This window comes from Pseudomonas poae (assembly GCA_028869255.1).
In the GTDB taxonomy this organism is placed as follows: Bacteria; Pseudomonadota; Gammaproteobacteria; order Pseudomonadales; family Pseudomonadaceae; genus Aquipseudomonas; species Aquipseudomonas poae_C.
In genome coordinates, this window is sequence record CP110972.1 from 461,743 (window position 1) to 488,493 (window position 26,751).

At 59.2% G+C, this 26,751-nt stretch carries 22 protein-coding genes and 2 pseudogenes; 13 read left to right on the plus strand and 11 right to left on the minus strand.

Going from position 1 to position 26,751, the window contains the following annotated elements:
* Positions 1–175 precede the first annotated feature (175 nt).
* Both LRS56_02195 and LRS56_02200 read right to left on the minus strand, forming a co-directional pair.
* Positions 176–1,234: a diguanylate cyclase gene (locus tag LRS56_02195; GenBank protein ID WDU63403.1), complete on the minus strand. Its 1,059-nt coding sequence runs from the start codon at positions 1,232–1,234 to the stop codon at positions 176–178.
* Positions 1,235–1,425: 191 nt separating this feature from the next.
* Positions 1,426–2,052: a TetR/AcrR family transcriptional regulator gene (locus LRS56_02200; GenBank protein WDU63404.1), complete on the minus strand. Its 627-nt coding sequence runs from the start codon at positions 2,050–2,052 to the stop codon at positions 1,426–1,428.
* 124 nt (positions 2,053–2,176) lie between these two features.
* On the opposite strand from LRS56_02200, the gene LRS56_02205 reads away from it, so the two are divergent.
* The 3 genes from LRS56_02205 (at position 2,177) to LRS56_02215 (ending at position 4,710) form a co-directional block, all read left to right on the plus strand.
* A complete protein-coding gene (locus LRS56_02205) occupies positions 2,177–3,229 on the plus strand; it encodes an MBL fold metallo-hydrolase (GenBank protein ID WDU63405.1) in 1,053 nt (350 codons plus the stop codon).
* Between the two features lie 106 nt (positions 3,230–3,335).
* On the plus strand, positions 3,336–4,094 hold the full coding sequence (locus LRS56_02210) for a hypothetical protein (GenBank protein ID WDU63406.1): 759 nt from the start codon (positions 3,336–3,338) through the stop codon (positions 4,092–4,094).
* A gap of 58 nt (positions 4,095–4,152) precedes the next feature.
* Positions 4,153–4,710, plus strand: a complete 558-nt coding sequence (locus tag LRS56_02215; GenBank protein ID WDU63407.1) for an AAA family ATPase — start codon at positions 4,153–4,155, stop codon at positions 4,708–4,710.
* Here the strand turns inward: LRS56_02215 and LRS56_02220 are convergent.
* Entirely contained in the window at positions 4,640–5,020 is a 381-nt protein-coding gene (locus LRS56_02220) for a helix-turn-helix transcriptional regulator (GenBank protein WDU63408.1), read from the minus strand. The two genes, LRS56_02215 and LRS56_02220, sit on opposite strands and share 71 nt — an antisense overlap.
* Before the next feature lie 107 nt (positions 5,021–5,127).
* Positions 5,128–6,075, minus strand: a complete 948-nt coding sequence (locus tag LRS56_02225) for a hypothetical protein (protein ID WDU63409.1) — start codon at positions 6,073–6,075, stop codon at positions 5,128–5,130.
* 250 nt (positions 6,076–6,325) lie between these two features.
* Between LRS56_02225 and vapB the strand changes: the two genes are divergently transcribed.
* On the plus strand, positions 6,326–6,565 hold the full coding sequence (gene vapB, locus LRS56_02230) for a type II toxin-antitoxin system VapB family antitoxin (GenBank protein WDU63410.1): 240 nt from the start codon (positions 6,326–6,328) through the stop codon (positions 6,563–6,565).
* A complete protein-coding gene (locus LRS56_02235; GenBank protein ID WDU65680.1) occupies positions 6,558–6,962 on the plus strand; it encodes a type II toxin-antitoxin system VapC family toxin in 405 nt (134 codons plus the stop codon). The genes vapB and LRS56_02235 overlap by 8 nt, the downstream gene beginning before the upstream one ends.
* Before the next feature lie 196 nt (positions 6,963–7,158).
* On the opposite strand, the gene LRS56_02240 is transcribed toward LRS56_02235, so the two are convergent.
* The 5 genes and pseudogenes from LRS56_02240 to LRS56_02260 form a co-directional block, all read right to left on the minus strand.
* Positions 7,159–7,803: an HAD-IB family hydrolase gene (locus LRS56_02240; GenBank protein ID WDU65681.1), complete on the minus strand. Its 645-nt coding sequence runs from the start codon at positions 7,801–7,803 to the stop codon at positions 7,159–7,161.
* Positions 7,804–7,876: 73 nt separating this feature from the next.
* Positions 7,877–8,589, minus strand: a pseudogene (locus LRS56_02245) (HNH endonuclease signature motif containing protein).
* Between the two features lie 66 nt (positions 8,590–8,655).
* A pseudogene (locus LRS56_02250) lies at positions 8,656–9,254 on the minus strand (Bro-N domain-containing protein).
* Positions 9,255–9,567: 313 nt separating this feature from the next.
* Positions 9,568–10,818, minus strand: coding sequence for a ribonucleotide-diphosphate reductase subunit beta (locus LRS56_02255; protein ID WDU63411.1), 1,251 nt, complete (start codon positions 10,816–10,818; stop codon positions 9,568–9,570).
* Positions 10,819–11,393: 575 nt separating this feature from the next.
* Entirely contained in the window at positions 11,394–11,663 is a 270-nt protein-coding gene (locus LRS56_02260) for a DUF2790 domain-containing protein (protein WDU63412.1), read from the minus strand.
* A gap of 398 nt (positions 11,664–12,061) precedes the next feature.
* Here LRS56_02260 and acs point away from each other — a divergent pair, with 398 nt between their 5' ends.
* The 7 genes from acs to argR all read left to right on the plus strand — a co-directional run bounded on the left by acs (position 12,062) and on the right by argR (position 20,108).
* The gene (gene acs, locus LRS56_02265; protein WDU63413.1) at positions 12,062–14,017 is read left to right on the plus strand and encodes an acetate--CoA ligase; all 1,956 of its coding nucleotides are present in this window, start codon (positions 12,062–12,064) and stop codon (positions 14,015–14,017) included.
* A gap of 697 nt (positions 14,018–14,714) precedes the next feature.
* Positions 14,715–15,500, plus strand: a complete 786-nt coding sequence (locus LRS56_02270; protein WDU63414.1) for an ABC transporter substrate-binding protein — start codon at positions 14,715–14,717, stop codon at positions 15,498–15,500.
* Between the two features lie 90 nt (positions 15,501–15,590).
* Complete coding sequence (locus tag LRS56_02275; protein ID WDU63415.1) at positions 15,591–16,280, plus strand: ABC transporter permease; 690 nt, start codon at positions 15,591–15,593, stop codon at positions 16,278–16,280.
* Positions 16,277–16,975: an ABC transporter permease gene (locus tag LRS56_02280; protein ID WDU63416.1), complete on the plus strand. Its 699-nt coding sequence runs from the start codon at positions 16,277–16,279 to the stop codon at positions 16,973–16,975. The genes LRS56_02275 and LRS56_02280 overlap by 4 nt, the downstream gene beginning before the upstream one ends.
* Before the next feature lies 1 nt (position 16,976).
* The gene (locus LRS56_02285) at positions 16,977–18,089 is read left to right on the plus strand and encodes a M14 family metallopeptidase (protein ID WDU63417.1); all 1,113 of its coding nucleotides are present in this window, start codon (positions 16,977–16,979) and stop codon (positions 18,087–18,089) included.
* Between the two features lie 27 nt (positions 18,090–18,116).
* Positions 18,117–18,881 carry an ATP-binding cassette domain-containing protein gene (locus LRS56_02290; protein ID WDU63418.1) on the plus strand — a complete coding sequence of 255 codons (765 nt, stop codon included), beginning with the start codon at positions 18,117–18,119 and terminating at the stop codon, positions 18,879–18,881.
* Between the two features lie 246 nt (positions 18,882–19,127).
* Entirely contained in the window at positions 19,128–20,108 is a 981-nt protein-coding gene (gene argR / locus LRS56_02295) for a transcriptional regulator ArgR (GenBank protein ID WDU63419.1), read from the plus strand.
* Positions 20,109–20,114: 6 nt separating this feature from the next.
* On the opposite strand, the gene LRS56_02300 is transcribed toward argR, so the two are convergent.
* Both LRS56_02300 and LRS56_02305 read right to left on the minus strand, forming a co-directional pair.
* Positions 20,115–22,388, minus strand: coding sequence for a hypothetical protein (locus tag LRS56_02300; protein WDU63420.1), 2,274 nt, complete (start codon positions 22,386–22,388; stop codon positions 20,115–20,117).
* Positions 22,389–22,489: 101 nt separating this feature from the next.
* The gene (locus tag LRS56_02305; protein ID WDU63421.1) at positions 22,490–25,087 is read right to left on the minus strand and encodes a hypothetical protein; all 2,598 of its coding nucleotides are present in this window, start codon (positions 25,085–25,087) and stop codon (positions 22,490–22,492) included.
* Positions 25,088–25,386: 299 nt separating this feature from the next.
* Between LRS56_02305 and LRS56_02310 the strand changes: the two genes are divergently transcribed.
* The gene (locus LRS56_02310) at positions 25,387–26,607 is read left to right on the plus strand and encodes an aspartate aminotransferase family protein (GenBank protein ID WDU63422.1); all 1,221 of its coding nucleotides are present in this window, start codon (positions 25,387–25,389) and stop codon (positions 26,605–26,607) included.
* Positions 26,608–26,751 lie beyond the last annotated feature (144 nt).

Genomic DNA, 26,751 nt, shown 5'->3' on the forward strand with positions numbered 1-26,751 from the left:
ATTGTCAGCCTCCTTGTGCTGACAGCAGGGGTGGAACAACGGATTAAGAGTGATCAGCCTGCCAAGAAGTTCGCCCCTTGGGGAGGTCCTTTTCTGGGTAGGCGACCGATGGTGTCATTATGCTATCGACGAGGGCGCGGAGCCGGAAATTCAGACGAAATGTCGTAGGGCCATCTCAGGCGGAGTGCGCGACCCTTTCGTCACTGACATTCACCCGGTTGCGCCCGGTGTCTTTGGCGGCGTACAGCGCACGGTCCGCGGCATTCAGCCACATGGCCGCATCGGTGTAGAACGGCTGGAAATCCGCCAGGCCGATGCTCAGGCTTACGCGCAGTTCCGGAATTTGCGGGTTGCGGTAATTGCTGAAGGTTTCGCGCATGCGCTCCATGATCTGCGCGGCTTGTTCCAGAGGCATTTGCGGAAGAATCACACAGAATTCATCGCCACCGTAACGCCCGGCCAGGTCGTTTTCCCGCAGGTTGCGCCGCAGCTCCAGGCTCAATTGCCGCAGCACCGCGTCCCCGACGATATGCCCGTGGGTGTCGTTGATCTGTTTGAAGTGATCGATATCGATCAACGCGATAGTGGCGTTGCTCTGCTGTTGCTGGCACTTGTGGTATTTGAGGTGGAGCAGGTCTTTCCAGGAGCCATGATTGAGCAGGCCGGTAAGGCTGTCGGTGCGGCTCAGGGCACTGAGGGCGCGTTTATGTTCCGACAGTTTGATCGCCAGTTGGTAACAGACCATGCCGATGGCCATCGGGTAGAGGGTCAGCATCGGCAGGCAGGTGTAGACCTGCAGCAGGCCGACGTCGGGGTTGAACGTGATGCCGAACAGCGCCCACGCCACACCGATGCCTACTGCCTGAGCGAGCAAGCCGCGCAGGAACAGGCGCTTGCCGCCCGCAGCGACGTTGTTCATGGTCATCATCGACAGGATGGTGACCGCCGTCAGCGGCGTAAACTGCGTGGCGGCGGCCCAGAAACCGCCGCACAGCGAGTCATACAGCAAGTTGCGTTGCTCGGCCTGGTAGGGATAGCGAGAGCGCGTCGAAAGCTGATACGCCACATGCGCCCAGGCAAAGCCGTTGAACAACACAAAGGCCCAGACCCAGCCTGGCATCGTGAGGGGCCACAGGGCCCCGATGACACTGATGCAGCCGATACCCAGGCCGATGATCCTTGGCTTGTAGATCCGTTTGGCAAATGACAGCCCTTTGCCTTGTCTGTTTTCCATAGATTCCTGGGTCAGCTATTTTTTACAGGTACGGCGAAGCGCGTCCGCTGGATCAACCGTTGATCGGATAATGCCGGTGAATATTGTCAGTTATTCGCGTGGGAATAATCAGTGTCCTTCCAGGCCATTTGCGCAATACAGAGGGCGAATGCGTCAAAAACGACCCGAAATGTCGCTCGTACAACAGCGGTTTATGGCTGGCGCGGCGTTTTCACTTCGTAACCGGCGAGGAACAGATCGATGGCTGACTCGATCACCCCGGCCTGGGCGGTGGCGTCGAGGGTCGGTTGGCCCAGGGTGATCTGCGGCCAGAACGCGAAGGCTTTGAGCAGGCTCTGGATCTGGTGGGCGGCGAAGGCGGGGTCGCTGCAGGTGAGGCGGCCGTCTTCGTGGGCGGCGCGCACCCATTGGGTAAAGCCTTCTTCGCGTTTGCTCAGGCGGTTGACCATATCCTGCGCACGCTCCGGTGAATGGATGGTGGCGGCGATGGCGACGCGGGCCAGGTCGAGGAAGTTGGCGTCCGACATCATCTTCATTTTCGCTTCCAGCAACCCGCGCAATTGTTCGCGCAGTGGGCGGTCGCTGGCGTAGCTGATGTCGAGTTGCGCAACGCTGCTGGCCCAGAGCTGGTGGAGAATCTCGGAAAACAGCTCTTCCTTGCTCGGGAAATGGTTGTATACCGTGCGTTTGGACACGCCGGCAGTGGCAGCGATTTTGTCCATGCTGGTGACCTCGAACCCATTAGCCCGAAACTCGGCGATAGCCGCAGCCACAATGGCTTCGCGTTTGCGGTCGGTAAGGCGTTGAGGGGCAGTCATGGAAGGCGCTCGGTCCTTTGAGGGGAAATTACACCGGGTAGTTTACTTGCTCCGGGTTTTGTTGCAATCTAGAAACTACACTGTGCAGTGTAACTTATGAGCGAATCGTAGGAGTCACTCAGTAATGGCTACCCTCTCAACCCGTCTTAAGCCTGCGTCCCTCAAGCCTGCCGAGCAGGAGCAGGGGCACTTCACCAATGACGCCCCGATTCAACACGGAGGCTTTGGGAAGACCTTGCGCATCTTCTGGAACATGCTGTTCAACAAGCCGCGCAGTACGCGGCCAGTGGGCAATATTCCGGTGCAACCCCTGACGCGTGAGCAGCTATTGGCCGCTCCCGATCACAGCGTGTTTCGCCTTGGGCATTCCACTGTATTGTTGAAAATGCGTGGCAAGTTCTGGGTCACCGACCCGGTATTTGCCGAGCGCGCCTCGCCGTTCAGTTGGGCCGGCCCCAAGCGTTTCCACCAGCCGCCCATCAGTCTTGAAGAGCTGCCGCCCCTGGAGGCGGTGATTCTTTCCCACAACCACTACGACCATCTTGACCATAAGGCTGTCGTCCAGTTGGCCGCCAAGACCCGCTACTTTCTGGCGCCCCTTGGCGTGGGCGATCTTTTGATCAAGTGGGGCGTCGATGCCGGCAAGGTACGGCAACTGGATTGGTGGGGGGGCACCGAGGTGGATGGCATTCGCTTTATTGCCACGCCGGCGCAGCACTTTTCCGGGCGCGGGCTGTTTGACTCCAACCAGACCCTGTGGTGTTCCTGGGTGATGATCGATGGTGCGCGACGGATCTTTTTCAGCGGCGACACCGGCTACTTCGACGGCTTCAAACGTATCGGAGAACAATACGGCCCGTTTGACCTGACGCTGATGGAGACCGGCGCCTACAACGTCGACTGGCCCCATGTGCACATGCAACCTGAGCAAACCCTGCAAGCGCATATCGACCTCAAGGGCCGCTGGCTGCTGCCGATTCACAACGGCACGTTCGACCTTGCATTTCATGCCTGGCACGAACCCTTTGACCGCATCATGGCCCTGGCCTGGGAGCGCAATGTGTCGATTACCACACCGCCGATGGGCCAGGCATTCAGTTTGAACCAGCCTGAACGCGGGTATGCGTGGTGGTTGGACGTGGAAACCCAAGGGGCGCAAGAGCGCCTTGTCAGCTGACCAAACAGGTGTTGGAAAAAGGAAGTTTCAAGCTGTTTCAGGGCTGCGACAGGTGACAGTCAAGGGTGCGATGATCCGCGAAACTTGATGTTTCGGGATGGTTTGGATGGACGACAAATGTAAGCAGCTTTGGCACGCGGGAATACCTTGTTCGGTGGGGCACCCGATACCTGTGGCGCTGGAGTCGACCGCACTGGCTCGTGCGCTGACCGACAGCCCGCGTGGTATCGATTTTGGCGCTAACCCCCGGTCTGATGTACCCACCAAAGTTGGCGTCCCGATTCCAGGGTATGACGCACCGGCCTTTCCCCTGAAACCCGTGCGTGATCCGTCATTGTCATTGCTCGCCTTAAGTGGCATCGAACCGGCAGGCGAGGTGATGGTGGAGGTGCCCCTGGTGCTGAACACCACCACCTTTAACGCCGACCGGGCGTTGGCCGGCAGACGTGTGGGGTTCGCTGAGCAGTTTGTGCAAGGCAATCGTCACGAACCGATCGAACACAGTATGGCCTTCTTGAGAGCGCTGGACATGCTGCGCCGGGCTGGCGCGCAACTGGTGCCGGTGCTTGCGCAACGGGTGGATGAGACCCTGCAGTTCAACCTGCATACCCGCAATGAAATTGATGACCATACGAGCGAGTATCGGCTGGATGCCTTGGTGTCCGACAGCCGGACTGCCGCGTTTCATGCTGCCTGTTGGAGCGGGTACCCAAGCCTGGGCGAGCCGCTTGAAGAGGGCGCAACGCTGTGGTTCTACGGTGCGCGCTGGTCGAGGGATTCGCTGACGGCCTTGGTTCGGGAGTATCGCAGCCTGCTCGGCCTGAACCCAGCAACAGTTGCAAGACAGGGCGCCCGTCGCCTTTGATAGCCTACGCTGTGAAGTCGGGCAGCCCATGAGTGCCGACCCTGTATGGAGCCGCGCAATGGCCTGCAAGATTCACATCGTCGGTGCCGCTGGTGCCGGCACCACAACCTTGGGCATGGCCTTGGCCGAACGGCTGAACATCGCCTACTTCGATACTGACTACTTTTACTGGCAGCAGACCGATAACCCCTTCACCGTCGCACGACCCAAGGAAGAGCGCATCCGGCTGTTGCAGGAACAAACCGCTGGCTTGGAGGGCTGGGTGCTGTCCGGCTCACTGTGCGGTTGGGGTGACCCGATGACCGCACACTTCACCCACGTGGTGTTCCTGCGCCTGGCACCCGACGTCCGCTTGCAGCGTTTGCGCTTGCGAGAGGTTCAGCGCTACGGCGACCAGATACTCGAAGGTGGCAGCCGCCATGAAAACAGCGTTGCCTTCCTGGCCTGGGCCGCCCGTTACGACGACGGCAACCACAGCCTACGCAGCCTGCGTCGGCATGAAAGCTGGTTGAAGGCGCTGACTTGCCCGGTGATCCGGCTGGACTCTACGCACCATTCGGTTGAGGCGTTGGTGAATCAATTGATACCGCTGTTGCACCCATCAGCCGCGACATAATAGTGGGTGCAGTGGGTTCGCTTGGGCTGGCAGTGAACTTGCGCGCACTCATCCCCCACCCCGGTGCAAACCCCGGAAAGAACACCAGCCCCTCGGCCTCCAGTCGAAACGCCAACGCCAGTCGGACTTCATCCCCCACGTCGCCCTGGCTTTCAAACTGTTGAACGGCATCCACCGTCACGCCGGCCTGGCGGGCCAGTTCGTCGCGGCTCCAGCCCAGCATCGCGCGGGCCTGCACGCTGTGCCGGGTGGTGAATTGATGCAGGACGATCTGCTGATCTACGAAAGAGTGCATTGCCAGAGAGGACATGGGATTTCTCCAGGGTTTGACGGGGGAAGGCAAACTATACTGTGTTTTTGTACAGTTGTTTGTACCGCTCATCAACTGGATTTTTTCGATAGCGTTTCAAATGGCCCTTATTCCACCCCCGGCGCCTCCCGAATAATCAGGTGATCCAGGTTCTCGATATTGGCGCTGAACACGCCGAACGTCGCTTGCGGGTTTTTCTTGCTGGGTACCTGTTTCAGCTCCGGCGTCACGCCGTAGAAGAAGCAATACAACGCCCGCTCACTGTCCACCGCGGCCTTGATCTGCTCCAGGAACGCCTTGCGCTTGCGGTAGTTGTCGATGAGTTTTTTGCTCAGGTAGACGTTGACCGAGTAGGGCTTCTTGTCGAGCCATACCTTTTTTTCGAAGTCGATGCGAAAGCTGCTGGTGTAGTCCTTGATCGCTTTGATCTTGCCCCAGTAAATCAGGCCTTTGTTGTCTTGCAGGTATTCGATCTTTTTGAAATACGCCCAGTAGGTCGCACTATGGTCGCCGATCTTCAGCGGCATGGCCTTGAGCGTCTCCTTGTCGTCGATATTCGACACATAGCATTCCACCGGGTGGGCAAACACGCTGGTTTTGTCCGGGGTGGTGTCGCTCTGGTTGTGGGATGTGGAGGCCGGGTTCGAAGGCGCTTTCGTCGGGTTTTGAGGGGCGTTTCCATCGGTGCCCGCGTGGGCTGTTTTGGCGGGATACTGACGACGTGTGAGTACAAACTCCGAGGGGAAATTGTCCTCGCGCTCGTCGTCACTTTCACCAGACGCTGTCTTGTGCGTGCTGGCATAGCGGCAACCGTCGACATGCCGGGTGCTGGTCTTGTTCTTGAAATGCGGGGTGCGTTGGTAGTTGACGTTTTTTGCGTTAAAGGTGCTCAGCGCATTGCCTGGGTCGAACGCCGCGCGGCATTCGTCGTTGGGGCACAGGAAACTGTCCTCGTCGGAATCGTAGGCGGCGGTTTCGTCGAAATTCAGGTCTCGTACGTCGTAGATCGACAGCTTGTCATCGAGACTCAGGCTGTAGGCCGTGTCGAATTTCATGGGGCTCGGGTCCGTGAGAAGTTTCGCTATTAATAGCGGGAACCTGCACAAATATCAGCAAGAACCTGCAACTCGTCGCCCACTCAAGAAGCATAAGTTGCTGCCTCTTGCCCGAAATGCACATCCTAAGCCGCCGCTGACGAACATCCATTCGAACGCGTCCATCGGATGATTGCTATAGAGCTATGCAATAGAGCAGTCGCGAACTATCATTCTTCCCTGTCTTCACCCGCCCAGAGAGGTGTTCCTAATGTCTACGGGAACGATTTTCACCAATAACCGCACGCAAAATATCCGCATCCCTGCTGACATGCGTTTTCCTGCTGGTGTGAAAACTGTTGAGGTGCGTGCCGTGGGTCGCGAGCTGATCATTTCGCCAGTTGAAAACACTTGGGACAGCTTTTTCCTTGCAAGCGAATCGGTATCTGATGACTTTATGGAGGAACGTGCCGATCAAAACCAGCAAGAGCGAGAGTCCTTTGATGATTAAGTACATGCTTGATACCAACATCGTGATCTACATCATCAAGCGTCGACCTATCGAAATACTGGAAAAATTCAATGCGAACGTAGGGCGAATGGTGATCTCTTCAATCACCCTCGCAGAGCTCTTGCATGGAGCAGAAAAGAGCCAATCTGTTGAGAAAAATACCCGAGCCGTAGAGGATTTCACCTCCCGCCTTGACGTCATCCATTACGATGACAAGGCCGCTTTTCACTACGGCTCAATCCGTTCTGATCTCGAGAAGAAGGGCACGCCAATTGGCGTAAACGACCTGCACATTGCAGGGCATGCCAGAAGCTCAGGATTAGTCCTGATCACTAACAACGAAGGGGAGTTCAAGCGAGTGAATGGCTTGATTGTGGAGAACTGGATTGCTGCTTAGTACCAGCGAGATGATCAGCCTCACACGGTGAAGCGTGGAAGCTGTCGAGTCTGAGCGAGGCTCCGCTCATCGCCCCTAGCACTCCACGCGAGTGCGCGCTCCAGCCGGGCACCGATCAAACTGTGGGAGCTGTCGAGCCTTAGCGAGGCTGCAGAAGGAATCGCCTCGGTCTACCCGCCAACCCCATCCACCCGCATCACCGCTGCAACCGAGCCCGCTTCTTCTTCGCATGAAAATGCCGAAAGTGCGCATCCTGCGCCGCCGCCAACAACTCCCGATCCCCACGCGTATCGCCCCAGGCCCTTAGCCGATACTCACCCAAATCCCCATACACCGCCTCAAGCCGCAGCACCTTATTCTCACAGCGGCAATTATTCCCGGTGAGCTTACCGGTCAACACCCCATCCACCACCTCAAGCTCAGTGCCAATCAACTTGATCCCCAGCCGATTCGCAAACGGCTGCAACACCAACGCCGGCGACGCCGAACACAGCGTCACCACCGCGCCCGAGCCCAACTCCTGCTCCACCGACAACACCCCCGCCGGGCGCATCAACCGCGCCCAATTGCGCTGGCAATACTCCTCGGCCTTCTGCTGCACCCACGCCTTCTCCACCCCAGTCATAAAGGTGCGGATCAACTGCGCCTTCAACTCATCCCGGCTGATCTGCCGCAGCAAAAAGCGCAGCCCAGGCACCGCCAGCTTGACCATTCGGCCGTAGAACTCACCGGTGCCAAAGGCGAACTTGAGGAAGGGCACGAAACTGTCGTGATGGGTCAGGGTGCCGTCGAAGTCAAAGACGGAGAGTACTTTGGCGTCGATGGGGCCGGCTTCAAGCATGTCTGGGTTCACGGGTTGGCCTCGGTCCTATCTAGTATTTTTTTGAGCGTGCATCAGGTGTGACAGCAGGAGTTTACTCGCGTGCCAATCTTCCGACTTTAGAGTAAAGCCCCTCGGTGAAAGCCTCCCGGTCACTCGACCGGTGACAACGCTGATGGCAATTGGGGCACAAGGCTACAGCATTGGTGATGCGATCCGAACCCTTCTGGGCGAGGTGCTTGACGTGATGTACTTCAAGAAATGGCTGGCCGTCGACCTCGAAAGGCGCGTTAGAGCCGCAGCCTTCGCAAATGCCGTTGGCTTCTATTAGTACCCAGGCGCGTACCTTTGGGTCGCGGATGAAGGCGGTGCTGACGGTCGATACCTTCTGCGGCCGGGCAATTCCATCCGGCAGCTTATGGAAGGTTGCAGCTGCAGTCTGGAGGCGCGGCGGATAAGCGTTTGCTCGTCTGCAGTTTGGGCAGCGTCTTCGGATTCGAATACACCCTGGGCGGCGAGCGCTTGGCGGATGCGTCGCTCAACGCCTGTGCCCACGTTTTTTGCAGGCTTGTAGCCTTCGATACGGTCCCATCCCATCTGGACGAGCACGGTGGAGATATTTTGCATGCGAAATTCAATGGAGCCCTTTGCGCGGCCCGCCATCGGGCCTTCACGCAGAAGGCGGTTTTCGAGGGCTTTGTTGAAAGGTTGGCCGCTCTTTTCCCAGGCCAACATCTTCAAGTACGCCTTGACCGCCGCTGCCAGCTCCGCGTCGTTCCAATCCGTTTTGTCTTTCGTAAAATCCATACAGCCGCCGAGGGTAGACAACCCTCGGACGATACTGAGTAGCCATTACTGCGTCTACGAAATTTCCTACTGGTCAGACGGATTTGGCTGTCGTCGAATTTGATGAAATCGCTGCTTCATTCGGAAAGGTTGAATGAGCTTGCGCCACCATGCAGTCTTTGTTGATTCTCCCCGATAGGACCGATTCACTAATAGATACGGCATATCCCGAAGTCGTATCCAGCCTTCATCCTGCCAATGCAGCAGGTTCAACGACATCTCCGGCCAATCCAACATACTCAACAACGGCCGTTCCACTGTTCGTGGCTGGCGCTCGTCGCGCAAAGTTGGAACGACCAGCTACGCAGTAGGCGATTCCCCGGTGTGTAATGATAAATCAGCAGCGCGTAAGCACCGGATTCGCTGATCATCAGCATTTCTTGCGGCTGACCGTGAAAGAGAAGTTTTAGAGTTCTTCGCTGGTCTTCATCAAGCTTGCGCGTCGTTCGCTCATCTAGATACCAGCCCATCAAACGCCCAAGATCGCGAGCGCAGAACCACGGTTGGTTTTCTAGAAGTAGGGTGTGCAGTTGAAGGTTTTGACGGGTGAAAACGACGGCAACAAAAGGCTCAGTCGTTGCAACCTTCTCGGCTGTCGGCAAGTCGAGCGGATAGTGGCTAGGCATTTTCCATGATCTCTACGTGGTTGTCGGAAGGGCGCGGGCCCGACGTAGAGAGCGGATTTAAGAAACTCCAACTTGCCTGGCCTCAATGCAGTACGAATTCCGCATGAGTGGAGTCATGCAGATTTTTGACTGATAAGTGAGGCTAGCTGCTACGTTGGGCGTTTCTTAGGCACCGGTGGGCGAGACTATTCAGTCTTGAAATTTGCATCAACCCTTCTATGGATGATCTTGGTGTAAGAAGGCTCCTATTCAAATCACGGAGCATAAAAAAGCCCTGAACATGTCAGGGCTTTTGATGTTGCTGGCTTAGGACTTAATCCCAGCTCAACGCCCCACCAGTCTGGTACTCAATCACCCGAGTCTCAAAGAAATTCTTCTCTTTCTTCAAGTCCATGATCTCGCTCATCCACGGGAACGGGTTGGTGGTGCCTGGATACTCTTCTTTAAGACCAATCTGCGACAAACGACGGTTCGCGATGAACTTGAGGTAGTCCTCCATCATCGCCGCATTCATGCCCAACACCCCACGCGGCATGGTATCGCGAGCATATTCAATCTCCAACTGAGTCCCTTGCAGGATCATCTGGGTCGCTTCTTCCTTCATCTCGGCATCCCACAAATGTGGGTTTTCGATTTTGATCTGGTTGATCACGTCGATACCGAAGTTCAGGTGCATCGACTCATCGCGCAGGATGTACTGGAACTGTTCGGCCACGCCGGTCATTTTGTTGCGGCGGCCCATGGAGAGGATCTGGGTGAAGCCGCAGTAGAAGAAGATGCCTTCCAATACGCAGTAGTAGGCGACCAGGTTGCGCAGCAACTCTTTATCAGTCTCGACGGTACCGGTTTCGAACTTCGGATCGGAGATCGAGCGGGTGTATTTCAGGCCCCAGGCTGCTTTCTTAGCGACCGATGGAATCTCGTGGTACATGTTGAAGATTTCGCCTTCATCCATGGCCAGCGATTCGATGCAGTACTGGTAGGCGTGGGTGTGGATCGCTTCTTCGAAGGCCTGGCGCAGGATGTACTGGCGGCACTCCGGGTTGGTGATCAGGCGGTACACGGCCAGCACCAGGTTGTTGGCGACCAGCGAATCGGCGGTGGAGAAGAAGCCGAGGTTGCGCATGACGATGCGGCGTTCGTCGTCGGTGAGGCCTTCGGGGTTTTTCCACAGGGCGATGTCGGCGGTCATGTTGACCTCTTGCGGCATCCAGTGGTTGGCGCAGCCGTCGAGGTACTTCTGCCAGGCCCAGTCGTACTTGAAGGGGACGAGTTGGTTGAGGTCGGCGCGGCAGTTGATCATGCGCTTTTCGTCAACGGCGACGCGGGCGGCGGAGCCTTCGAGTTCGGCGAGGCCTTCGGCGACGTCGAGTTTGTCCAGCGCAGCTTTGGCGCGCACGATGGCGGCGGAGTCACTGGCGGTGACGGCGCGGGCTTCGATGGCGGCGGCAGCGCCGGCACCGTCGAGGCGGTCCATGTTGGCTTCGGTGGCGTGGCCGGCGTTGGCGCCTTTAGTGGCTACTTCGCCTTCTTCTTCTTTGTCGAATTCGTCCCAGCTCAGCATGACGTGTCGTCTCCTGCGTGAGGGCTCAAAGGTGCCCGTGTGAAACCGGATGGTTGGGTGTTCACACGGCCCAGAGGCCGCGGTGGATCTTAAGGAATCGTTTGTTGCAGCTAGCGCACGCATTAAACGGAATAGGGCTACGGGTGCTCTGCGTGAGGCTTGAGGTGCGCAGCAGTAGGTGCAAGCTCGCGCGGGATGCCTCAGGTCTGGCTCTTCATCCCAGTGTAAAGGGATATTGCAGGCCCGATTTACCCGCGCATTATAGGGAAAAATTCGGCTTTGTGTTGCGGCGGATGGTCACGAGCAAGCGCCAAAATGCCGTGGTTTTCGGCCAAAGCGTGTGTTTGCAAGGCTTTGCTGGTGTAGGAATTTTTTGACGGGCGGTGGGATAGTTTTTGTGCTGCTGGAGGAGGCGGGGCGGTGAGGGGCTTTGGGAGGCGTATCAGGCTGAAATTGCCATCGCAGGCAAGCCAGCTCCCACATTTATTGCGGGGTGGGTTCTAAATCGGTTCTTGGCCGCAAGAACTATTTCTTGCGGCGACCAAGATCCGGATTGAATCTAAATAACGAGGTAATTACCCGTTAGAGCAACCATTGCCCATGACTTGATAGTTAAGAATATGACGCTGACCTTGCGAGTCTTCATATTCCATCTTCACCGGTACAACGTCGCATACTTCCGGAATGCTGCTCATGGACAGTACTTTGGCAACATCCAAGTGGGTGCTGTAGGTGTAGTCCTCAACAATCGGGGCGTTGTGGCCGGCCAGCTCGGTCGGGGCCTCGTCGGCCAGGGCGGCGGTGGCGCACAAGCTGCTGAGGGCCATAACTACGAGAGCTTTCATTTCTTTATCTACCTTCTTCAGGGCGAAAGGGATCACGGGGCCCTTGTGAGGCCGCGTGTGTAACTTAAGAGTTGGGAAGTTCGGATTAACGATGCCTTCGTGGGGGCTGTTGCGGTGTTAATCACAGTGCCTTGTTGGCGGAGTTGATTTTAGGCCCGCGGGTTATATTCATATACCCGTGCTTTTGATAAACACTATTGGCAGTTTTTGTAACAATCCCGTGGTAAAGGTTTTTTCACACAGCCGCAAAGCGCCACGGGGCGCGGGCCAGAGCGGCAAGCGCGGATAGCAGGGCAATTTGTAGGGGCTTGTTACTACCATCGTCGAATGGTTCTATGGGGCTGCCCCGGCTACAACTGGGGCCATACAACAACAACTATGTCACCGAGGTAAGAAAGATGAGTGCGGCTTCCCTGTACCCCGTTCGCCCCGAAGTAGCAGCCAACACGCTGACCGACGAGGCAACCTACAAGGCCATGTACCAGCAGTCGGTGGTCAACCCCGATGGCTTCTGGCGCGAGCAAGCCAAGCGCCTTGACTGGGTCAAGCCTTTCACCGCGGTCAAGCAGACCTCTTTCGACGACCACCATGTCGACATCAAATGGTTCGCCGATGGCACCCTGAACGTTTCCTACAACTGCCTGGACCGCCACCTCGCCGAGCGTGGCGACCAGGCGGCGATCATCTGGGAGGGCGATGACCCTGCCGAAAGCCGCACCATCACCTACCGCGAGCTGCATGAAGAAGTCTGCAAGTTCGCCAACGCCCTGCGCGGCCAGGATGTGCACCGTGGCGACGTGGTGACTATCTATATGCCAATGATCCCCGAAGCCGTGGTCGCCATGCTGGCGTGTACCCGCATCGGTGCGATCCACTCCGTAGTGTTCGGCGGTTTTTCGCCGGAAGCCCTGGCCGGTCGCATCATCGACTGTAAGTCGAAGGTGGTGATCACTGCTGATGAAGGTATCCGCGCCGGTAAGAAGATTCCGCTGAAGGCCAACGTCGACGACGCGCTGACTAACCCGGAAACCAGCAGCATCCAGAAAGTCATTGTGTGCAAGCGCACCAAGGGCAACATCAAGTGGAACCAGCATCGCGACATCTGGTACGAAGACCTGATGAAGGTGGCGGGCACCGTGTGTGCGCCCAAAGAGATGGGCGCCGAAGAAGCACTGTTCATCCTTTATACCTCCGGGTCCACCGGCAAGCCTAAAGGCGTGCAACACACCACTGGCGGCTACCTGCTCTACGCAGCCCTGACCCACGAGCGCGTGTTTGACTACCGCCCGGGCGAAATCTACTGGTGCACCGCCGACGTCGGCTGGGTCACCGGCCACACCTATATTGTTTACGGCCCACTGGCTAACGGCGCGACCACGTTGCTGTTCGAAGGTGTGCCGAACTACCCGGACATCACCCGGGTGGCGAAAATCGTCGACAAGCATAAGGTCAATATCCTCTACACCGCCCCGACCGCGATCCGCGCGATGATGGCTTCCGGCACCGCTGCTGTAGAAGGCGCCGATGGCAGCAGCCTGCGCTTGCTCGGTTCGGTGGGCGAGCCAATCAACCCGGAAGCCTGGGACTGGTACTACAAGAACGTCGGCCAATCCCGTTGCCCGATCGTCGACACTTGGTGGCAGACCGAAACCGGCGGCAACATGATGAGCCCGCTGCCGGGCGCGCATGCGCTCAAGCCGGGTTCGGCGGCACGGCCGTTCTTTGGCGTGGTGCCGGCGCTGGTGGATAACCTCGGTAACCTGATCGAGGGCGCGGCCGAAGGCAACCTGGTGATCCTCGATTCATGGCCAGGCCAGGCGCGTACGCTGTACGGCGATCATGACCGCTTCGTGGACACCTACTTCAAGACGTTCCGTGGCATGTACTTCACCGGTGACGGTGCGCGCCGTGACGAGGACGGCTACTACTGGATCACCGGCCGTGTGGATGACGTGTTGAACGTGTCCGGTCACCGTATGGGCACCGCCGAGATTGAAAGCGCAATGGTGGCTCACCCTAAAGTCGCGGAAGCGGCGGTAGTGGGTGTGCCACATGACATCAAGGGGCAGGGCATCTATGTGTATGTCACGCTTAAAAATGGCGAGGAGCCGAACGAAGCGCTGCGCCTGGAGCTGAAAAACTGGGTGCGCAAGGAAATCGGCCCGATTGCTTCGCCGGATGTGATCCAGTGGGCGCCGGGCTTGCCGAAGACGCGGTCGGGCAAAATCATGCGGCGGATCTTGCGCAAAATTGCCACGGCTGAGTATGACGGGCTGGGCGATATCTCCACCCTGGCGGACCCAGGGGTGGTGGCGCATTTGATTGAAACGCACAAGACCATGAACGTCGCGTAAGCGCTGGATAGTCAGATAAAGCCCTATTCGGTGTAGACCGGGTGGGGCTTTTTATTGACTGGATATCACTGGCGAAACCGGCTCAATGTGGGAGCTGGCTTGCCTGCGATAGCGGGCTATCAGTTAGCCCACCCGCGCCTGACACACCAGCATCGCAGGCAAGCCAGCTCCCACAGGTTTATTGCATTTCAAGGCGAGTCGGGTGGCGCTCTGACAGCCCCGCACACCCACCAAACCAATAAATATCGGCTTCTTCAGTAGGACGTTTCTGAATGTTACCGTGCAACCTAAATGTGTAACCCGGCGCCCAATCCTGGGGCGATGTGCTACACCTGTGCCCTGAAAACCCGCGTTTTAGACACCCTCAGAAATTAGATTAAACGCCAGACTTGCCGTGCTAGAAGGGTTTGCGAATAATAGGCCCGCAATTTGCAGCATCAACAGGTTTAATATCTTTTGTCTCTGCATAAAATTCAGGGACTGTCAATGTGCTGGAACCGCTTTCTCGGTGCTTCTGTAAATTGTTGTCGCATTGAGGAAATATCGGCTTCCGGCCTGTCGTTAGAATGCCGATCACTCGCTCGTCGTTGCAGGTATGCACTTGCGTAGGACGCAGCGCCGCTATTCGGTTTCACTTAAGTCGCATCGTGGGCCACGGCTCATACTGCTTTTTGCCCTATACCGATGGAGTCCCAAGATGAAGAAACTTGTGCTGTTGGGCGCCCTGGCGCTGTCCGTGCTGTCCATGCAGGCCTTCGCTGATGAAAAGCCCCTGAAAATTGGTATCGAAGCGGCTTACCCTCCGTTTGCCTCGAAGGCGCCGGATGGCAGCATCGTGGGGTTTGACTACGACATCGGCAACGCCCTGTGCGCCGAGATGAAGGTCAAGTGCACCTGGGTCGAGCAAGAGTTCGACGGCCTGATCCCTGCGCTGAAAGTGCGCAAGATCGACGCGATCCTGTCGTCCATGTCCATCACTGAAGACCGCAAGAAATCCGTGGACTTCACCAACCGCTACTACCTGAGCCCGGCGCAGCTGGTGATGAAGGAAGGCACCACCGTCAGCGACAGCCTGGATGAGTTGAAAGGCAAGAAGATCGGTGTGCAGCGCGGTTCGATCCACGACCGTTTCGCCAAGGAAGTCCTGGCCCCTAAAGGCGCCACCGTGACTCCTTACAGCTCGCAGAACGAAATCTACCTGGACGTGGAAGCCGGCCGCCTCGATGGCACCGTGGCTGACGCTACCCTGCTGCAAGACGGTTTCCTGAAAACCCCGGCCGGTAAAGGCTACGCGTTTGTGGGCCCACAGTTCACCGACGCCAAATACTTCGGCGACGGCATCGGTATCGCTGTACGTAAAGGCGACAAGGAAAACCTGGACCGCATCAACGCAGCCATTGCCGCGATCCGTGCCAACGGCGAATACAAGAAAATCCAGGACAAGTACTTCGACTTCGATATTTACGGCGCTGCCCCTAAGTAACTCGTCGCAGCTGTCCGTCCAGAATGGCGCAAGCAACAGAATTCCTGAGGTTTGCGCCATTTTTTCATCCCCTTTTCGAGGACCTGAATCATGTTGAAAGGCTACGGGGCCGTCATCCTCGATGGCGCATGGTTGACGCTTCAGCTCGCCTTGTCGTCCATGGCCTTGGCCATTGTTCTGGGTCTGATCGGGGTCGCGTTACGCCTGTCGCCGGTGCGCTGGTTGGCCTGGCTGGGTGACTTGTACTCCACGGTGATCCGCGGGATCCCCGACCTGGTGCTGATCCTGCTGATTTTCTACGGCGGTCAGGACTTGCTTAACCGCGTCGCGCCGATGCTCGGCTATGACGACTATATCGACTTGAACCCCTTGGCCGCCGGTATCGGCACCCTGGGTTTCATCTTTGGCGCCTACCTCTCGGAAACCTTCCGTGGCGCCTTCATGGCCATCCCCAAGGGCCAGGCCGAGGCCGGCCTTGCGTATGGCATGAGCAGTTTCCAGGTGTTTTTCCGGGTGATGGTGCCGCAGATGATTCGGCTGGCGATCCCCGGGTTCACCAACAACTGGCTGGTACTGACCAAGGCCACCGCGCTGATTTCGGTGGTGGGCCTGCAAGACATGATGTTCAAGGCCAAGCAGGCGGCAGACGCCACCCGCGAGCCTTTTACCTTCTTCCTCGCAGTGGCGGCGATGTACCTGGTGATCACCAGCGTTTCGTTGTTGGCCCTGCGCTATCTTGAGAAGCGCTACTCGGTAGGCGTAAGGGCGGCTGATCTATGATCTTCGACTACAACGTCATCTGGGACGCCATGCCGCTGTACCTCGGCGGCTTGGCGACGACCCTGAAATTGCTGGCGATCTCGCTGTTCTTCGGGCTGCTCGCCGCCTTGCCTCTGGGCCTGATGCGGGTGTCCAAGCAGCCGCTCGTCAATGGCGCCGCCTGGCTTTACACCTACGTGATTCGCGGCACGCCGATGCTGGTGCAGCTGTTCTTGATCTACTACGGTTTGGCCCAGTTCGAAGCCGTACGCGAAAGTTTCCTGTGGCCGCTGTTGTCCAGCGCCACGTTCTGCGCGTGCCTGGCCTTTGCGATCAACACCAGCGCCTACACCGCCGAGATCATCGCCGGTAGCCTCAAGGCCACCCCCAATGGCGAGATCGAAGCGGCCAAGGCCATGGGTATGTCGCGTTATAAGCTGTATCGCCGGATCCTGCTGCCGTCGGCCCTGCGCCGCGCACTGCCGCAGTACAGCAACGAAGTGATCATGATGCTGCAGACCACCAGTCTGGCGTCCATCGTCACCCTGATCGACATCACCGGTGCAGCACGCACGGTGAACGCCCAGTTCTACCTGCCGTTCGAAGCCTATATCACCGCCGGCGTGTTCTACCTGTGCCTGACCTTTATCCTGGTACGCCTGTTCAAGTTGGCCGAGCGCCGCTGGCTGAGCTACCTGGCGCCGAGGAAGCACTGATATGGAACGTATCGATCACCGGTTGCCCTGGGGCCACCTGGGCTGCGAGCGCCAGCTGAGCGTGTTTCGCTTCGGCAGCGGCGAGCGCAAGGCGTATATCCAGGCCAGCCTGCACGCTGATGAATTGCCGGGGATGCGCGCCGCCTGGGAGCTGAAAAAGCGCCTCGGTGACCTGGAACAGCAAGGCGCCCTCAACGGGGTGATTGAGCTGGTGCCGGTGGCCAACCCGATGGGCCTGGGCCAGCTGCTGCAAGGCAGTCATCAGGGGCGTTTCGAGGTGGGCAGCGGCAAGAATTTCAACCGCGATTTCGTGGAGTTGAGCGAGCCGGTTGCCGAGTTGCTGCAAGGCAAGCTGGGCGATGACCCGCACGCCAATGTGCGCCTGATTCGCCAGGCGATGAGCGATGTGTTCAACGCACTGCCCGCGCCGAGCAGCCAGCTGCAAGGGATGCAGCGCATTTTGCTGAGCCATGCCTGCACCGCTGATGTGGTTCTCGACCTGCACTGCGACGCCGAGGCCGCGCTGCACATGTATGCGCTGCCCCAACACTGGCCGCAGTGGCGTTCGCTGTCGGCGCATTTGAATGTGAAAGTCGGCCTGCTGGCCGAAGACTCCGGCGGCAACTCGTTTGATGAAGCCTGTTCGCTGCCGTGGTTGCGTCTGTCCCGTGCCTTCCCCGACGCGCAGATCCCGCTGGCGTGCCTGGCAACAACACTGGAACTGGGCGGCCAGGCCGACACCGGCCGCGACGAAGCGATTTTCCACGCCGAAGGCATCCTGGCGTTCCTCGCCGAACAGGGCCTGATCAAAGGCGAATGGCCGGCGCCCCAGCACGAACCGTGCGAAGGCTTGCCGTTCGAAGGCACCGAATTGCTGTTCGCGCCCCATGCCGGGGTCATCAGTTACCTGCGTAAAGTGGGCGACTGGGTGGAGGCCGGTGAGCCGATCTTTGAAGTGATTGACCCCCTGGAAGACCGCGTGAGCACCCTTTGCGCGGGCACTTCGGGGGTGTTGTTTGCCGTTGAACGGCTGCGTTATGCCCAAGCGGGTTTCTGGCTGGCCAAGGTGGCGGGGCGCGAAGCGCTGCGTCACGGGCGCTTGCTCAACGACTGACCACCTGTTTTTGTGAGAACCGACCGCATGTACAAACTTGAAGTCCAAGACCTGCATAAACGCTATGGCAGTCATGAAGTGCTCAAAGGCGTGTCCCTGGCCGCCGCGGCCGGTGATGTGATCAGCATCATTGGTTCCAGTGGTTCGGGCAAAAGTACCTTTTTGCGCTGCATCAACCTGCTCGAGCAACCCCACGCCGGCAAGATTCTGCTCAATAACGAAGAGCTGAAACTGGTGGCCAACAAGGACGGCGCCATGAAGGCCGCCGACCCTAAACAGCTGCAGCGCATGCGTTCGCGCCTGTCCATGGTGTTCCAGCATTTCAACCTGTGGTCGCACATGACCGCGCTGGAAAACGTGATGGAAGCCCCGGTGCACGTGCTGGGCATGTCGAAGAAAGAGGCCCGCGAAAAGGCCGAGCACTACCTGGCCAAAGTCGGCGTGGGCCATCGTAAGGATGCGTTCCCCGGCCACATGTCCGGTGGCGAGCAGCAGCGCGTGGCGATTGCCCGTGCCCTGGCGATGGAGCCGGAGGTGATGCTGTTCGACGAACCGACCTCGGCGCTGGACCCGGAACTGGTCGGCGAAGTGCTCAAGGTGATGCAGGACCTGGCCCAGGAAGGCCGTACCATGGTGGTGGTGACCCACGAAATGGGCTTTGCCCGTGAGGTGTCGAACCAGCTGGTGTTTTTGCACAAGGGTATCGTCGAAGAGCGTGGCAACCCGCGTGAAGTGCTGGTAAACCCGCAATCGGAGCGGTTGCAGCAGTTCCTGTCCGGTAGCTTGAAATAACAGGACTGCTTTTGTGCACTGAAATAGTGCATGATTCACGGCCCGAAAGTTGACGTCGGTCCCTGTGGGAGCTGGCTTGCTCGCGAATGCGGCGTGTCATTCAGCACATTTGTTACTGATACACCGCGTTCGCGAGCAAGCCCGCTCCCACATTTGGATCTTCATCAGTTTTTAAGATTTGTGTGGGTTTACCGGCTAGCATTGGCCTTTGTCTTCATTACCGTTACTCGCTTCGGATAGCACTCCATGACCGCCCATAAAATTGGTTTCCTGATTTGGCCCAGCACAAAAGCACTGACGCTTGCGCTGGCTGAGGAGGCCTTGCGCGTTGCTCAGCGGGTGCATCCGGAGGTGGTCTACGAGCTGTCGTTTTTGCTCGCGGAACCGGCGACCGAAGGCGCCTGGCAGCTGCCGGGCGAACCGTGGGCCGGCAAGCTCGAGGGCTTCCAGAAACTGTTCCTGCTGGCGGACGAGCCGCCGACCGTGATTGCCTCGCAACTGAGCACCGCACTCAAGCAACTGGTGCGCGCCGGGTGTGTGATCGGCGGCCTGTCGGCGGGTGTCTATCCGTTGGCCCAGCTCGGCTTGCTGGACGGCTATCGCGCCGCCGTGCACTGGCGCTGGCAGGATGATTTTGCCGAGCGTTTCCCCAAGGTCATCGCCACCAGCCATCTGTTCGACTGGGACCGAGACCGCCTGACCGCCTGCGGCGGTATGTCGGTACTCGACCTGTTGCTGGCGGTACTCGCCCGCGATCACGGCGCCGAGCTGGCCGGTGCGGTGTCCGAAGAATTGGTGGTGGAGCGCATTCGCGAAGGCGGCGAGCGCCAGCGTATTCCGCTGCAAAACCGCCTGGGTTCCAGCCATCCGAAGCTGACCCAGGCCGTTCTGTTGATGGAAGCGAATATCGAAGAGCCGCTGACTACCGACGAAATCGCCCAGCACGTGTGCGTGTCGCGACGACAACTCGAACGCATCTTCAAGCAATACCTCAACCGCGTCCCCAGCCAGTATTACCTGGAACTGCGCCTGAACAAGGCCCGCCAGATGCTGATGCAAACCAGCAAGTCGATCATCCAGATCGGCCTGTCGTGCGGCTTCTCCTCGGGGCCGCACTTCTCCAGCGCCTACCGCAACTTCTTCGGCGCCACCCCACGTGAAGACCGCAACCAACGGCGCAGCAGCAGCCCGTTCGAATTGTCGTCGGTGCCCTCCGAGCGCGGCTAGGGCGCGCTATTCGTCGACCTCCATTGGCGCAAGTGCCGGTAAGTTGACCGCATCCAGCGGGCGCAGCAGATCGATTCCGGTGTCACGCGCAAATTGCACGACCTGCGCTTGACCTCTCGGGGTGAACGGGTTGCCGCGCAAATACAGGGTGTTGACCCGTTCTCGCGGCGTTTCGTAAAGCGCTGCGGGCATGTGAGTAATCAGGTTATTGCGCAAGTCCGCCACCTCCAGTTGGTCGCGGGTCAACAGCCCCACGGGCAACTCGGTGATCGAGCATCGGTTCAATGACAGCAAGCGCAGGGCCGGCATCTGGCTGAGGTCGGGGGTTATCGTCAGTTGCGGGTTGCCGTGCAAGTCCAGCCAGACGAGGTTCTCCATCCCTGCCAAAGACCCCGCGCTGGCGGGGGTGAGCGTGAGCTCGCAGCGCTTCAGGGTCAGATGGCGCAGGTTCGGCATGCGGAAAACCGCCTCGGGAATGTTTCCCAGCGCGCCGCTGTGAATACTCAGCTCACGCAGTTTGGGAAAACTGTTGAGAAACGCATCCACACTTGTGGTGAGGTGGTCGCAGTGCAGCGCCATCACCGAGACATGCTCAAAGTTGGCTGCCAGTGCGGGAAACTCGCCCAGTATCGGCTGCCTGAAAATCAGCTTGTGGCTGATGCGCATGTCGGGGTTGTCGGTGTCTACCTCGGTTTCGCGACGCCAGGTCTGCTCCAGCAGCTGTTTAAGTTGGGCGCGTTTGTACTGCTCCTGCGCGGCGCTTTGGGCGTCCAAAGGGGTGCCGAGTATGGGATGCTCTGCCGGTTGCGAGACGACCCACAGGCCAAGGTCGGCTTGCAGTGTCTGATATTCCTGTTGCAGCCCGGCCAGTGTGCGCTGGCCTGCGGCTAAGTCGCCGGGTAACCCCATGACAAAACGCTGGGCTTCCTCGAGGGTAAACGTGGGGTAAAGCGCCTGGGTGGTGGCGAGGTCGGCCTGTGGCGCGGCAATGCCCCAGTCTTCCCCCGTTTGTTGGTAGAGCGCCTTGACCTTGTTACGGGTCGCCAGGGACAGCGGGTTGCCGGAGAAATCAAAGGCGCTGCTGGCCTCCGGGGGCAGGTCGAACAGTGCTTGGGGCAACGCGTTGAAACGGTTGTCCCGCAGCACGGCGGTGCCCAGTTCCGGCAATTGCAACAGGCCCTGAGGCAGCGTGTTGATGCCGGTTTCGGCCAGGTCCAGAAAGCTCAGGTCGCGCAGGCCCGTAAGATTCGGAATGCGTTCCAGCGGGTTGGCGTACAGGTCCAGCGCCCGCAGTTGGGTCATGGCGGCGAGGGCGGCGTGGTCAGGGGCGCTCAAGGTGAGGCCACAGTCGCTCAGCACCAGTTCGGTCAGGCCGGGCATGCTGAACAGGGCAGGCGGGATGCTGTTCAAGGGCAGGTTGCGCAGTGCCACGTGACGCAGTGTCGGGAAGTATTGCAAAAACGCGGCGACACCCTGGGTGTGGGAATCACCTGTCAGCTCAAGGAACGTCACGTGCGCCAGTTGCAGGTTCAAGGTGGGCAGGGCGCCTTGAACGGGGTCCGGCAATTCCAGCTTGTAGCCTTGAAAACCGCCCTCGAAAGCATCATCAAGGCCGGTTTCCAGACGCCAGCATTGCTTGAGCTGTTCTGCCCAGCGTTGACGAGCGCTTTGTGCGTCGGCGTAGTCATGACGGCCCATGCGCACTTCGGTTCCCGGGTACAGCCGGGGGGTGTTGGCTTCCCAGAGTGATAGGTCGTGTTCCAGGCGAGTGTATTGGCTTTGCAAGGACACCAGCGCACTCAATGCACCGCCGGGCTGTTGATTGAGGCTTGTCACCAGTTCTTGCAAAAGTGCGGGTTGCATACTGGGAAACAGCTGTTGTGCGCGGTCCTCCAGGCTGCGACCAGTGGCAGGGGGATAGCCGTTCATGCCACCGGGCAGGCGCATCGTTGTGGGGTCATAGGCTGGTTTGCTCACGGGGTGTTGCAGCAGGACTGTACGCAGGCTGTCACGCGGCAGCAGCGCGTCGCCCAGGCGCTGCCGCAGTTTTTCGCCTTCGCCGATGTTCAAACCCAGGACCTCTCGCTCGGCATCCGGCAATGCTTGCAGAATCGCGGTGTACAGGTCGGTGCGGCCAAACAGATGGAGGCCTTTGTGATCGTAGGTTTCGTATTCAGCGTTTTCAGTCATCACCAGCACTCTGCGTGTCGGCGCCGTGGGCTGGCCGATGCTGTCGCGCAACAGGCCATTGAACGAATAGTTTTTGACTTCGATACGCACCTTGCTCGGCCAGCCTGGCAGGCGTTCCAGCGAGTGCAGTGCGAGTAAATCGCTGTCCAGGTTGTCGGAAGCTTTGAGAAACAGCCCTTCATAGGCGCGGGTCAGGCGTACTTCCTGCTGGGCCCAGCGTGCCAGCTCTTTAGGCGCGCAGGTACCTGGGCCCGATCGATCTGCTTCAGTTCTTCACGGCTGGCACCGCGCAGCAGTTCCCGGGCGACGCTGGTGGGCAGGCCTGGCTGCGTGTCGATCAGTGCCTGAATTCTGGGCGAGTGTCTGGCTTCCAGGCCGCGGTAGCGCGAGTCAAACAATGCGGCGCGTTTTTCATCGGCCAGTTGCGCGATTTTTTTGCGCAGCATCGCGGTACGCACCGGCAGCGTATTGGGTGCGCCTGCCGACGGCTCGCCCAGCAGGGTTCTGATTTCTGTTTCATTCAGGGTTTGCAACACGATGCTCAGCAAGTCGCCCCGCGCCAGTTGTGCCTCGTGAATCTGCACCACCGGGTATTGGCTTTTCGGTGCGTACTGCCAGGTGATATCGCCGTTGGCATTGAGAAAACGCAGGGCTTTGGTTTCGGGCCACAGGTCATAGGTGGTGAGCAGTTGCAGCTGGGTATGCGGGTCGGCCTGGGTATAGAGGGCGGGGTCATCGCTGTGCATCTGGTCGATAAAGCGTTGCAGGTCCTGGTCGATTCTCAGGCGCTTGATCTGGTCTTCTAGCAGCGGCGGCAGTGGCTCGTTGTCCAGGTACATTTTGCGCAGGGCGTTATTGTCGGTTTCGCTGAAGGCGCAGGCGCGGCGCAGGGTAGCCGGCGGCAGGCCCTCGGCCTGCGTGCCGAGGCGCTGGATAAGGTGCTCGTCGCTCCAGGTCAGCGGCTGGTCCAGTTCGGTACTCCAGATGCCGGCGCCGTTGTGCCGCACCAGCGGTTGGTAGGCATTGGTGCGACTGGGGTGTTGGATCTTGTATACGCCGGTGTCGCCCACCTGCCTGACGCCGAACTGGCCGTGAGGTAACCGCAAGCTTGCGGTGTTGCCTTCCCCATAAATCCCCAGATTCTGGGAGGCGGCGGCGCTGGGCTGGCGATAAGGCGTCAGGTCCGGGTTCCACAGGCGTGCCTGGCCGTCGGGAAGCTGCACCGGTGTGAGCCGGTCGATGAAATCCCACAGCTCCCGGGGCAGCGCTTGGCGTAGCACGTTCTCGGCGATGGGCATGCCCACGCTGAACATGCCCAGTTGCACCAGGGTTTCCAGCAACGTCATAAAGTGGCTGAACGCTTGGGTTTTGAGACCTTCGGCCCAGTCGATGATGGATTCGAAGGTTTCATCCAGCACCTGGTAAATCGTATAGCCGATCATCAGCGCCCCCAGTGGCGGGAAAAACGGCGCGGCAATAAAGGCGGCAATCTGCAGCAAGGTCGAGGCGATATTCTGCAGGGCATCCCAACGCTCCCAGCGTGCTTTGCGGTCGGCGCTGGCGGTGGAGACGGCCATCACCGCAGCGTCGTTGATGATCTTGTTGAGTTTGCGTTGATACAGATGCGTCAGCAGCTCGCCGCTGATGGGTTTGGCGGCAAATTGCAGGTTGGGTTTGCTGGTCGGCGTTTCGCGCCAGGTGGGCATCGGGTCGCCGCTGACGTGCTGGTGCCAGGTCACGCGGCTCAAGCGTTGACGCAGGTCGGCGAAGAAATAGCCGCGCTCTTCGTGGGCCACAAACCGGCTGAAAAACGCCTGATAGGTGGGGGCGCGCAGTTTTTGCGTCAGCGCCTGCATCAGTGCGGCACTCGAGGCGTAGTGCTTGATCGGGTGGTCGGGGTCGTCCGGGATATAGGCCACCACCGGCACGGTCTGCTGATGCTGTTCCAGGTCCGGCGCAAACAGCACGATGCCGGTCAGCTGTGCCGACATCATCGTCAAGTCGTGGGCCCGCCAGGTCTTGCCGTCCAGGCGCATGCCTTGCAGGCCGTCGACGATGCCTTCGATCAGGCGTTGCAGTGTCTCGCTGAGGTCGCGCTTGATCACCGCAACCTGCAGCGCCACCTTCAGGGCGGCTTTCTGGCTGGCGTCGACCTGGCGTTGCAGCACTGCCGAGGCCACCGGTTCCAGCAGTTGCTCGGCCAGATACGTCTGGTATTGGCCGCCGAGGTCCAGCTCCCGGCACAACTGGGTAAAGGCCTCGATGCTCATGCGGTCTTTGACCGTGGTGAGGATTTCGAATTGTTCGGTAGCGGTGACTTTGCGCAGGTAGCTTGAGGCGCGTTCGTGGGCATCGGCGCGGGTTTCGTCGGGTTCGAAGTTGTGCAGCGCGGCTTCCAGCAACGAGACGGTCCAGGTGCGCGCGGCACCTGAGCGAATCGGGAACCACGGGATGCTGGCAGGGAGGTAGAAACGCACCAGGGTCGTTTCCACGTCCAGCTCCAGGCTGAACCGGGTGCTGAGCGCCTGTTGCAGTTTGGGCCGGGCGAAGGCGTTGATATCCTGCAGCCTGCCGAGGGCCTGATCCACCGGGTTCTGCGCCGCCCAGGCAGCACGGTTAAGCGTTTTGAGGGTGTAGTGATCGGCGGCCGAGGCGGTGCTGTACCAATTCGGGATCGTCAGCGTGGTGCCCTTGAGTTGCTGGTGCCGGGCCGGGCTGGCATTGCCTAGCCATGGCGGCACGGCGTTGATCAGTTGGCGATAGTGAGGGCTGGAAGTACGGTCGTTCATGGCGGGGAATCCAAATGGGATGACGGCCAATGGGACCAAAGCGTGCCGGCGAGCAGGCGGTGCATAGATGGTTTTTGCCGGACGACGGACAAATCCGTCGGCGGATGCCGCAAATCACGCGCCAGCGTTTAAACTGCGCCATTGCGACGCTATTTGTCGCATTGGCGTAAACCCGCGAAAATCGCGGGTTGGCGCTATAAGAAGTTGTCGCTTGGCGGCAAGGCCGCACTCAAAACTGTCCTTACAATCCCTGCATCGCCCGCCAGTTCCAGGCAGGCGTTCCTCTTCAGGAGACTCCGATGTCCGTTGAGCAAGCCCCGGTGCAACGTGCCGATTTCGACCAGGTGATGGTTCCCAACTACGCACCTGCCGCCTTTATCCCCGTGCGTGGCGCAGGTTCGCGCGTATGGGACCAGGCCGGTCGCGAGCTGATCGACTTTGCCGGCGGCATCGCGGTCAACGTACTGGGCCACGCCCACCCGGCGCTGGTCGGTGCGCTGACCGAACAGGCCAACAAGCTGTGGCACGTGTCCAACGTGTTCACCAATGAGCCGGCCCTGCGCCTGGCCCATAAGCTGATCGACGCCACCTTTGCCGAGCGCGTGTTCTTCTGCAACTCCGGCGCCGAAGCCAACGAGGCCGCGTTCAAGCTGGCCCGTCGCGTGGCGTTCGACCGTTTCGGCACTGAGAAGTACGAGATCATCGCCGCGCTCAACAGCTTCCACGGCCGTACCCTGTTCACCGTCAACGTCGGTGGCCAGTCGAAGTACTCCGATGGTTTCGGGCCTAAAATTACCGGCATCACCCACGTTCCTTATAACGACCTGGACGCGTTGAAAGCCGCCGTGTCGGACAAGACCTGCGCCGTGGTGCTCGAGCCAATCCAGGGCGAAGGCGGCGTACTGCCGGCCGAACTGGCCTACCTGCAAGGTGCCCGCGAACTGTGCGACGCGAACAACGCGCTGTTGGTGTTCGACGAAGTGCAAACCGGTATGGGCCGTAGCGGTCATCTGTTCGCCTACCAGCATTACGGCGTGGTGCCGGACATCCTCACCAGCGCCAAGAGCCTGGGTGGCGGGTTCCCGATTGCTGCCATGCTCACCACGGAGGCCCTGGCCAAGCACTTGGTGGTCGGCACCCACGGCACTACCTACGGCGGCAACCCGCTGGCGTGCGCGGTGGCGGAAGCGGTGATCGACGTGATCAATACCCCTGAAGTGCTGGCGGGCGTGAATGCCAAGCACGACCTGTTCAAGGCGCGCCTGGAGCAGATCGGCAAACAGTACGGCATCTTCACCGAAGTACGCGGCATGGGCCTGCTGATCGGTTGCGTGCTGAGCGACGCCTTCAAGGGCAAGGCCAAGGACGTGTTCAACGCGGCCGAGAAAGAAAACCTGATGATCCTGCAAGCCGGCCCCGACGTGGTGCGTTTTGCGCCGAGTTTGGTGGTGGAAGAAGCGGATATCAACGAAGGCCTGGATCGTTTTGAGCGGGCTGTGAAGACGTTGACGCAAGCCTGATGGACCGTTCGGCGCCTGGTGAACAGGCGTCGAGCAACTATTTCAAATGCCGGACCGAATCCCATGTGGGAGCCGGGCTTGCCCGCGATGCAGGCAACTCGGTCTTTCAGTGAGACCGAGGTGATGCCATCGCAGGCAAGCCAG